7 protein-coding genes are annotated in these 10,426 nt (G+C 63.6%); 6 read left to right on the plus strand and 1 reads right to left on the minus strand.

From position 1 onward, the window contains the following. Positions 1 to 1,005, plus strand: a 1,005-nt coding sequence (locus tag RMO40_RS18705) for a tetratricopeptide repeat protein (protein ID WP_309724605.1), incomplete at its 5' end; no start/stop codon positions are given. Here RMO40_RS18705 and RMO40_RS18710 read toward each other — a convergent pair. Further along, the gene (locus RMO40_RS18710) at positions 1,006 to 1,728 is read right to left on the minus strand and encodes an alpha/beta fold hydrolase (protein ID WP_309724609.1); all 723 of its coding nucleotides are present in this window, start codon (positions 1,726 to 1,728) and stop codon (positions 1,006 to 1,008) included. It lies immediately after the preceding gene. A gap of 270 nt (positions 1,729 to 1,998) precedes the next feature. On the opposite strand from RMO40_RS18710, the gene RMO40_RS18715 reads away from it, so the two are divergent. The 5 genes from RMO40_RS18715 to RMO40_RS18735 form a co-directional block, all read left to right on the plus strand. Then, positions 1,999 to 4,305, plus strand: coding sequence for a type VI secretion system tip protein TssI/VgrG (locus tag RMO40_RS18715; protein WP_309724611.1), 2,307 nt, complete (start codon positions 1,999 to 2,001; stop codon positions 4,303 to 4,305). A gap of 9 nt (positions 4,306 to 4,314) precedes the next feature. Beyond that, a complete protein-coding gene (locus RMO40_RS18720) occupies positions 4,315 to 4,878 on the plus strand; it encodes a DUF6484 domain-containing protein (RefSeq protein ID WP_309724614.1) in 564 nt (187 codons plus the stop codon). A gap of 11 nt (positions 4,879 to 4,889) precedes the next feature. Next, the gene (locus tag RMO40_RS18725; RefSeq protein ID WP_309724616.1) at positions 4,890 to 6,002 is read left to right on the plus strand and encodes a DUF2169 domain-containing protein; all 1,113 of its coding nucleotides are present in this window, start codon (positions 4,890 to 4,892) and stop codon (positions 6,000 to 6,002) included. Between the two features lie 10 nt (positions 6,003 to 6,012). Beyond that, positions 6,013 to 7,050: a hypothetical protein gene (locus RMO40_RS18730; protein ID WP_309724618.1), complete on the plus strand. Its 1,038-nt coding sequence runs from the start codon at positions 6,013 to 6,015 to the stop codon at positions 7,048 to 7,050. Then, positions 7,047 to 10,426 (plus strand): PAAR-like domain-containing protein (locus RMO40_RS18735; protein WP_309724621.1); only part of this gene is annotated, 3,380 nt, incomplete at its 3' end. The genes RMO40_RS18730 and RMO40_RS18735, both read left to right, overlap by 4 nt.

Here is a 10,426-nt window from a genome sequence, read left to right on the forward strand (position 1 = left end):
CTCGCGCTCAAGCCCGACAACATCGACGCGCTCAACAACCTGGCCACCATGCTGCGCAAGCGCGGCGAACACGCCGAGTCGGAGGCGCTGTGCCGCAAGGCGCTCGAGGTGAACCCCGAATTCGCCCAAGCCTGGTACAACCTGTCGCTCACGCTGCTGGAGCAAGGCCGTGTCGACGAAGGCCTGACCGCCCACAGCCGCGCCATCGTGCTGTGGCCGCGCCACCTGCAGGCGCGCAACGCGGTGCCCAAGGCGCTGGTGCAACTGGGCCGGCTCGACGAGGCCGCCCAGCTTTACCGCGAATGGCTGGCCACCGACCCCGACAACCCGGTGATCAAGCATCACCTGGCCGCCTGCTCCGGCGGCGCGGTGCCCGAGCGCGCGAGCGACGCCTATGTGGAGCGCACCTTCGACGCCTTCGCCGCCACCTTCGATGCCAACCTCTCGGCATTGGGCTACCGCGCGCCGCAATTGGTCGCCGATCTGCTGCGCGAGCTGCTGCCGCCGCCGGCGCGGCAGTTCGACATCCACGACCTGGGCTGCGGCACCGGCCTGTGCGGGCCGATGGTGCGCGACTGGGCGCGCGACCTGAGCGGCTGTGACCTGTCGCAAGGCATGCTCGACAAGGCCGAGCGCCGCCACGTCTACGACGACCTGCACCACGCCGAGCTGGTGGCGCACATGCGCGCCCACCCGGCGCGCTGGGACGCGCTCATCTGCGCCGACACGCTGTGCTACTTCGGCGAGCTGGGCGAGGCCTTGCAGGTTGCGGCGCAGGCCCTGCGACCAAACGGGCATCTGGTGTTCACGGTCGAAGCCTGGCTGGCCCAAGACGGTCAGTCCTACCACCTGCAACCGCACGGGCGCTACGCCCATCAGCGTGACTATCTGAGCGCCGCGCTGGCCGCCGCAGGCCTGCAAGAGCTGGTGCTGCGCCAGGAGCAGCTGCGCTCCGAAGCCGGCAAGCCGGTGATCGGCTGGCTGGTGGCGGCGCGACTGCGCTGATCACGGCACCACGCCGTGGCGCCGCAGGTGCGGCCACATCCAGTTTTCAACTTCGTTCATGCCACGCAGCTCGGCTTCGGGCGTGATGACGGTGGAACCCATCGGGTCGCCTTCGGCGATGAAGGTGCCGGAGCTCGACATGTGATCGGGGTCGCGCCCCCAGGGAGTGCCGCCCATGGCGCCATGCGTGGTGAAGAAGCGGCGCATGGGCCGGGGTTGTAAGTCCACTGGCAGCTCTGCTGACGTGCCGCAGTTGCCGAATGAACCGCGGCTGTTGCCGGCCGGGTCTCGCATGGCGTGATAACAGCAGCGCACGTTGGACGGGATGACCTCGGCGTCCAGAGACATGTTGCGAGCCACCGCGTCAAACAGGAACATGGCGTCCACCGTGATGCCATGGCGGATGAGCAGGCGTGCCGCATGGATGACGATGGCAGCACCCCGGCTGTGGCCCACCATGAAGAGCTGGCGCCGTTGCTCGATGAGCTGCAACTGGGCCGTCTCTTCGGGCGACCAGGTCGAGGCCGGCGTGCCCAGGGACCAGGCAGGAATGGCATCCACATCGTCGTTGATGCGGCGCCGAACCTCAATGATCTCCTGGACGATGAACTCCGGGTCGACATGGTGCTCGCCACCGAACCCGCCCATCACACCGTCCGTGAAGTCGGCGCCCGGGCCGCGATGGTGGATGGGCGGCGGATCGGGGTGAGGGTGCGCGCGCAAGTGCTCGTTCTTGACCCGGTTCACGAAACTGCGCGCAAAGATGCGCGCGTACTCCGCCCTGTCTGAAGCTCCCGTTCCATCGACACATACCAGCATGGGTTGAACCCTCCGTTTCGCCCGCGCAAAAAAAGCGGCCCTTGGCGACTGCTGCTTACAGCTTAGTGGCGCCCCGGCCTGCCCGGCATTGACTTTGGTCGCTTTACCGCCTCGAGGGCCGGGCCTATTGTTCGCCCCACTGCATGAGTCATGCGCAGCCACTGGTTCTCACGTATGCCGCAACCGATCAGCCTCACCTCGCCCTTGCCCGCCGAAGATCTGCGCTTTGCGTCGATCAGCATGACGCAAGGCCTGAGCACGCTCGGCGAAGCGCGCCTGAACATGGTGAGCCGCAAGGAAAGCCTGCACCCGGGCGACCTGCTCGGCCAGCCCGTTACCGTGACCATGGAGTTGCGCGACGACGCCAAGCGCTACCTGCACGGCTACGTGACGCGCTTTTCGCAGACCGGCCACCGCGGCAGTGACTACACCTACCAGGCCATCGTGCGGCCGTGGCTGTGGTTCCTCAAGCAAACTTTCGACTGCCGCATCTTTCAAGAGATGACGGTGCCCGACATCGTCAAGAAGGTGTTCGACGACCACAGCGTCGCCAACTTCGAATTCAAGCTCTTTCGCAGCTACCGCAAGTGGACCTATTGCGTGCAATACCGCGAGAGCGACTTCGACTTCGTGGCGCGCCTGCTCGAGCACGAAGGCATCTACTGGTACTTCGAGCACGCCGATGGCGAACACAAGCTGGTGCTGGTCGACTCCCAAAGCGCGCACGACGCGTCGCCCACCTGCGAGTCACTGCCTTTCTACGAAGGCGGCTCCGACGCGCCACCCGACCAGGAGCTGGTGTCGGCCTGGCGCTTTTCGAGCTCGGTCATCCCGGGTCAGGTCACCTTGCGCAGCTACGACTTCGAGCGCCCGTCCACCGACCTCAAGGTTGACAAGACCAAGGCACGCAAGCACGAGCTGTCTGACTACGAGGTATTCGATTACCAGGGCGACTACACCCAGGCCGCTGACGGCACCCAATTTTCTGAAGACCGTGTCGACGAGATGCACACCCGCGCGATGGTGCTGCAGGGCGACTCCAACGGTCACGGCATCGAAGTGGGCCGCTTGCTGTCGCTGACCAACCACCCGCGCGAAGATCAGAACATCGAGTACCTCATCACCGGCATCAGCCTGCACGCGCAGACCGACGCCACCGAATCGGGCTCGACCGCCAGCAGCGCCTTGCGTTGCGACTTCACCGCCATCCCGTCAGACCAGCAGTTCCGCCCCGAGCGCCGCACCCGCAAGCCGGTGGTGCACGGCCCGCAGACGGCCATGGTGGTGGGCCCCGGCGGCGAAGAGATCTTCACCGACAAATACGGCCGCGTGAAGGTGCAGTTCCACTGGGACCGTTACGGGAAAAAGAACGACAAGAGCTCCTGCTGGGTGCGTGTGTCGCACCCCTGGGCCGGCAAGAACTTCGGTGCCATTCACATCCCGCGCATCGGGCAGGAGGTGGTGGTGGGCTTTCTGGAAGGTGACCCCGACCAACCGCTGATCACCGGCCGTGTCTACAACGCCGAGCAGATGCCGCCGTGGGACTTGCCGGCCAACGCCACGCAAAGCGGCATCCTCACGCGTTCGTCCAAGGGCGGTGGGTACGGCAATGCCAATGCGATCCGTTTCGAAGACAAGGCCGGGGCGGAGCAGCTCTGGATCCATGCTGAGAAGAACCAGGACATCGAGGTCGAGAACGACGAGACGCACTCGGTCGGGCACGACCGCACGAAGACGATCGACCATGATGAAACGGTGCATGTGAAGCATGACCGGACGGAGACGGTCGACAACAACGAGACCATCACGATCGGCGTCAACCGCACGGAGAGCGTCGGCAGCAACGAGACCATCGACATCGGCAGCAACCGCACCGAGACTGTTGGCAGCAACGAAGACATCACCATCGCCGTGAACCGCACGGAGGCGGTGGGCGCCAACGAGACCATCTCCATCGGCGGCAACCGCAGCATCACGGTCAGCAAGAGTGAAACGGCGACGGTGGCGCTGCAGCGCACGCACACGGTGGGCATCAACGAGACCATCGCCATTGGCGCCGCGCAAGAGGTGGCAATCGGTGCGGCGCAGTCCATCACCGTCGGTGCGGCACAGACGGTCAGCGTCGGGGCCAATCAATCGATCACGGTTGGCGCAGCGCAATCCACCAGCGTGGGCGCAAAGCAAGACAACACCATCGGGGCAGACCGAGGCCTGACGGTGGGTGGGGCACAGACCACGTCGGTGGCCAAGGCGCGCACCACCTCGGTCGGTGCAGACGACAAGCTCAACGTCGGCAAGAACCTCGTCATCACCGCGGCGGATTCGATCTCGCTCACGACCGGCAGCGCCAGCATCACAATGAAAAAAGACGGAACCATCACCATCAAGGGCAAAGACATCACGATCGAAGGCTCCGGCAAGATCAACGCCAAGGCCAGCAGCGACATCGTGATGAAGGGCTCGAAGATCCTTCAGAACTGAACAAGATTCATGAGTGCCACAGAGATGAATGAACAAGATCTGCACGCGGCGGTCGCCATCCCGATCCAAACGGCTCTTGAGACAAGCGTCCCTGATGCCTTGCAAACCCTGCTGACGGCGAGATCCGTCGCGGCGCGTGCCGAGCAGCCACCGTCAGTGACAGTCGGCGAATTGGTCGGCCTGTCGGACGACGGCGAGACTCCTCTTGTGATCTATCCATCGCAGCCGGGCTCAGCCGCGTTGCGTGCACGAAGCGTTCTTGACCTTCATGGGGTGCATGTGGGGCGGGCCGTTGTGCTGATGTTCGAGAACGACGACGCCTCGCGACCCATTGTGATGGGCGTGTTGCGGGCGCTTGGGGGAGTGACCTCGGCTGAAGTGGAAAATCAGGTGGAAGTCGACACCGATGGCCAGCGCATGTTCGTGACAGCCAAAGAGCAGTTGGTGTTGCGTTGTGGCGAAGCGAGCATCACTCTCACCAAGGCCGGCAAGGTGCTCATTCAGGGACGCTACATCTCCAGCCGATCGAGTGGCGTCAACCGCATCAAGGGTGGTTCGGTGCAACTCAACTAGGCCAGCACCACATGGAGCTTATTAACGCGACCCGCATGATGGCGGCATGCAGTACGAGCCTCGAGCCCAGCGGGCGCGAACTGCTCGTGATCGTCGTGAAGGGCACGTTTCGCATTCCCGCTGCCAATGAGCCCGCGGGGCATTTTGCGCTTCACCCGGAGCAAGCACCTCTCGTTGTGGCCGATACATTCACGGGTGAGCCAGGCCTGTCTGCCCCGTTGCAAGAAGTGGATTTCGCACCGCGGAAGCCACGCTGCGACATTCTTCTCAACGGCAGTGCCTATGCACCCGATGGCCGCCCAACCACACGGCTCGAATGCGGGTTGCGCGTTGGCAGCTGGAGCAAGCACGTGGCCGTGGTGGGCCCTCGGCAATGGGATTGCGGCGTCACCACCTTGCGCGCCACTTCTCCGGCACAATTTCTACAGCAGGCCATTTCATACGACCATGCCTTCGGGGGTGTCGATCTTTTCCACGATGACCCAGGACAGCACGCGGCCTACTTGCTCAACCCCGCAGGCCGCGGCTTTCACAAGCAACTGAAAAAGGCTTGGATGGACGGCAAGCCTTTGCCAAACATCGAAGAGCCCGGTCGCACCGTGGTCGATCCCCATGGTGACTACCGACCCATGGCATTTGGCCCCGTCGGTCGCGGCTGGCACCCACGTGCCAGCTTGGCTGGCACCTACGACGAAGCATGGATGGAAAATCACTTTCCATTCTTACCACCCGATTTCGACGAACAGTATTTCCAGGCCGCAGCAACCGATCAACAGGTACCGCTGGGGTTTTTTGAAGGCGGCGCCGACGTCACCCTCACCCACCTGACCCCCGAGGGGCTGACCCGCTTCAAGGTGCCGCAGTTGGTGGCACCGGTGTCCATATTTCCCAAGAAGGGTCCGCGTGAGAACTACACCGCCACCCTCGACACGCTGCTGATCGAACCTGACGCCCAACGGTTCAGCCTGACCTGGCGCGTCGCTCGTCCACTGCGGCACAACATGTTCGAGATCGCCAGGGTGCAGGTGGGCAAGAAGGGCCGCGAGTGGTGGCAAAAGAGCGAAGAGACGGTCTTTCCCGTTCCAGTGGCAGATGCTGCCGTGCCTTCAGCCATCACCGCCTGAGTAACACGCCATGCCCGTCGATCAGATCGTCATTCAAAACACCGGCCTGGTGAGCAGCATTGGCCTGACCACACCCACCACCTGCGCCGCACTGAGAGCCAGCGTGACCAACCCAACGCCCAGCCGCTTCATGGGTGTCGATGGCGAGTGGATCATGGCGCATCAGGTGGCGCTGCCCTCGTCCGCTCACGGCCTGGACCGCCTGGTTCAGATGGCGGCCCTGGCCATCATCGAATGCCTGGAGCCCTTGCCTGCTTCTGGGCAGCGAGGCGTACCGCTGCTGCTGTGCGTGGCCGAGCGCGAGCGGCCGGGACGCCTGGAAGGGCTCGACGATCGCCTCTTCACCGATCTGGAGAAACATCTCGGAATCAACTTCCATCCGACACACTCGGCGATCGTCAGCATGGGGCGCCCGAGTGCGCTGATGGCACTGATTCAGGCACGCCGGCTGATTCACGAACAAGGCGTGCCGCATGTGCTCGTCGCGGCCACTGACAGCATGTTGGTCTGGCCCACGCTCGTCGCCTATGGCGACCGGAGCCGCTTGTTGGCCCAGCACAACTCGAATGGTTTCATGCCCGGCGAAGCGGCCGGAGCATTGCTGGTTGGCCGGCCATCGCACGCGCCCGGCGAACTCCAGTGCGTGGGCATGGGGCTCGGGCTGGAGCCTGCGCCGTTGAGCAGCGGCGAGCCCATGCGCGCAGAGGGGCTCACTGCCGCCATCAAGCAGGCCCTGCAAGAAGCTGAATGCGAGATGCACGAAACCGACTTCCGCATCACCGACCTCTCTGGCGAGCAATATTTTTTCAAGGAAGCCGCACTCGCGCTCGCGCGCAGCATGCGCAAAACCAAGCCCGAGTTTGATCTGTGGCACCCGGCCGAAGGAATTGGCGAGGTGGGCGCCGCCGCAGGCACTGCCATGATCGCCAATGCCTTCATGGCTTGCCGCAAAGGCTACGCGAAAGGGCCGCGGATCTTGCTGCATGCCGGCAATGATGCCGAGCGGCGTGCAGCAGCCATCTTGTCGTGGACAGGAGACTTGAAATGAGCAATCAGGTCTTCGCCAACATGATGGAGGTGTCGTGCAAAGCCGGCAGTGGCAAGACGATCTGCGCCTTTCCCGATGTCTGCATGACGCCGCCGCAAACGCCAGCCACCCCGCCCGGTGTGCCCATTCCCTATCCCAACACCGGCATGGCATCGGACACCACCGATGGCTCATCTACGGTCAAGGTGTCGGGCAAGGAGGTCATGCTCAAGAACAAGTCGAGCTTCAAGAAAAGCTCTGGCGACGAAGCCGGTGCCGCCCCCAAGAAAGGCCTGCTGACCTCCAAGAATACGGGCAAGGTCTTCTTCAACGCATGGTCCATGGACGTGAAAATCGAAGGTGAGAACGTGGTTCGCCACCTCGACCTGACCACACACAACCATGCGTCGCAGCCGGGCAACTCACCACCCATGGCCCACATGGACGCCATGCAACCCGCGCCGCCAGATGGGGCCGCCGAATCATGCCCCGTGGGTTCTTCGTGCAGCATAGGTTCCCCGGTGAACCCGGTGCTGGGCGCCAAGGTGCTCGCGGGCGTCGAAGACCTCGACTTCACCCTCTTCGGTCCGATGGCCCTGCAATGGCAGCGGTACTACCTGTCAAGCAATGCAGCCGTGGGCTGGTTCGGGCGTGGCTGGGGTTCGCCGTTCGAAGCCAGGCTCGAAGCCATCGCCGATCCGAGTGGCAGCCAGGTCGAACTCATCGAGTTCGTTGACCATTTCGGCCGCCGTACCGCTTTCGATTCACTGGAACCTGGCGGTTCGTACTTCTCACCCAAAGACAAGCTCACGCTGTCGCGCACAGCTGCTGGCCAGTACAGGCTGGCAAGCCCTGACGGCCTCACGAAGTGGTTCACCGACCGCAAGCAAGCCGTCTATCTGCTGGCCGCCGTCACGGACCGCAACGGCAACACACTCCACCTCGACCACAGCCGCACCGATGAAGGGCTGGTCTATGCGACCTGCAGCGGCGGGCAAGCCCTGGAACTGGCTTTCGAAGACGGTCGTCTCACCGCGATCACGGAGTTACGCGAAAGTGTTGGCGCGGTGCAGCGCGTGTTGCTGGTGCGCTACCACTTCACCGGGCCGGGTGGTGATCTGTGTCAGGTTTTCAATCGCGCCCACAAATGCGTACGCAGCTTCGACTACACCGCCGAGCGGTTGATGCGAAAGCATGTGATCGCCGGTACCTTCGAAGCCGAGTATGAGTACTCGATCGATATGGCCCAACCGCGCGTGATTCGCCACTGGGACAACGTCGGGCGCAGTTGGTCCTTCAGCTACGCCGCCAATCACACTGCCGTCACCGACCAGGACGGCCGCACCACGCTCTACCACTTCGATGCCGGCAAGCGCCTGCTCGGTATCACCGACCCGCTCGGACAGGTATCGCGCCTGGGCCTCGACAGACACGGCAACATACGCGCCTTGATAGACCGCGCCGAGCAAGTCACCGAGACCAGCTTCGACGAGCGCGGCAACCCGATTGAAGTGCGTGCGCCTGACGGCGCTGTCACCACCCTCGAATGGCACCCCGAACTCCCCGTGCTGGTGGCCATCATTGACCCGCTCAAGCGCACCACGGTGTTCGAATACGACGCGCGAGGAAACCGAGTGGCGGAGATCGACCCCTGCGGCGCTGAAACAAGGTTCGAATACGACGAGCGCGGCCAGGTTGTCGCGGTGATCAATGCCAATGGCGGCATCACGCGCCGTGCCTACAGCGAGCAAGGACAGCTGACTCAATACAGCGACTGCTCGGGCAACGTCACCCGCTATACCTACGATGCCAATGGCCTGCTCATCGCAAGCATCAATGCGCTCGGCGAACAAACCCAGTTCGACTACGACTCGGCTGGCCACCTGATTCGCCAAGTCTCGGCAGACGGTACCGAAGAACGTTATGAGAACGACCTCGCCGGGCGGCCCACGGCCATCATTGAAGGCGCCAACCGCCGTAGAGAATTCCGCTACGAACCCGATGGCCTGGAGGCACAGAGGACCGACGCACTGGGGCACGTGGTGCAGTACCGCTACGACCGCGGGCGCCGACTGATCGAACTCGTCAACGAGAACAAGGCCAGCTACACCTTCAGGTACGACGCGCTTGATCGTCTGATCGATGAAACCCGTTTCGATGGCACCCAGGCACGCTTCAAGTACAACCGTGCCGGCCACCTGATCGAAACCATCGAGCAGCCTGGCACACCCGAACAGATCGTTTTCCGCTATGCACGCGACCCGCTCGGCCGGCTGCTGATGCGCGCCAGCGTAGGAGGCGCTCGCGCCAGCTTTGAATACGACGCTGCGGGTCAACGCATCGCTGCTCGCACCGAGAACCCGCCCGTCAATGTGCGCATGGCCTACGACAAGGCCGGCCGCCGGATCGAAGAACACGTGGTTGCCGGCGAACACAGCTACACCGTCGCGCACACCTTCGACCCCTTGGGCAACAAGCTGAGCACCACCTTGCCCGATGGCAGTGCGATCAACACGCTCTACTACGGCTGCGGCAATGCCCACCAGATCAGCCTCGGCCAGGCACCCGTCACCGACTTCGAGCGCGATGCATTGCACCGTGAGCTGAGCCGCTCTCAAGGGGTCTTGACCAGCACCCGGCGTTACGGCGCCGGCGGCCGTTTGCTGCAACAGCAGGCCAGCGCTGCGCTAGGCAATGATCCAGCACTGATTGATCGCCAGTTCCAGTACGACCCGGCTGGCAGGCTGGTAGCGACGCTCGAAGGCAGCCGGCAGCTCAGTTATGCCTACGACGCCGCCGACAGGCTCACGCGCTTCAACGACGAACGGTTTGCCTATGACCCGGCAGAAAACCGCGTGCCAGCCAACAGCCCTTCCGCGGTGGTCACCGACAACCGCGTGACAAGCCTTGAAGGACTCGGCTACCGCTACGACGCGCACGGCCGCATGGTCGAAAAGCGCAGTGCAACCGGCACGGTGATCCAACTGGCATGGAACGACGACCACCGCCTGGCCTCTTCCACCACCACAGGCCCGCTCGGCGCCCGTACCACCCACTACCTCTACGATGCTTTTGGCCGGCGCATCGCCAAGCGCAATGACGAGGGCACCACGTGGTTCGTCTGGGATCGCGACCGCCTGCTGCAAGAGCAGTGTGAAGGCCTCGAAACCACCTTCATGTACGAGCCCGACAGCTTCGTGCCGCTGGCCGAGGCGGTCGCGAAGCGCGCCGGCGGAAAAGCCACCGCGCCAAAGCTCTACTACTACCACTGCGACCAGGTGGGCGTGCCCAGGGAACTCACCGACGTTCAAGGGCAGCTTGCCTGGGCAGGCCAATACCATGGCTGGGGTCGGCTGAAAAGCGAGCAACGCAACGATGCCGATGCGCCGCGCCAGCC

It is taken from the genome of Rhizobacter sp. (assembly GCF_031412075.1).
Classification (GTDB): Bacteria; Pseudomonadota; Gammaproteobacteria; order Burkholderiales; family Burkholderiaceae_C; genus Rhizobacter.

What these genes read in the sequence shown, in the direction of transcription:
- RMO40_RS18725 (WP_309724616.1), top strand. Translation starts at nt 4,890, where the DNA reads ATGGAGCTTATTAACGCGACCCGCATGATGGCGGCATGCAGTACGAGC.
- RMO40_RS18720 (WP_309724614.1), top strand. Translation starts at nt 4,315, where the DNA reads ATGAGTGCCACAGAGATGAATGAACAAGATCTGCACGCGGCGGTCGCC.
- RMO40_RS18715 (WP_309724611.1), top strand. Translation starts at nt 1,999, where the DNA reads ATGCCGCAACCGATCAGCCTCACCTCGCCCTTGCCCGCCGAAGATCTG.
- RMO40_RS18730 (WP_309724618.1), top strand. Translation starts at nt 6,013, where the DNA reads ATGCCCGTCGATCAGATCGTCATTCAAAACACCGGCCTGGTGAGCAGC.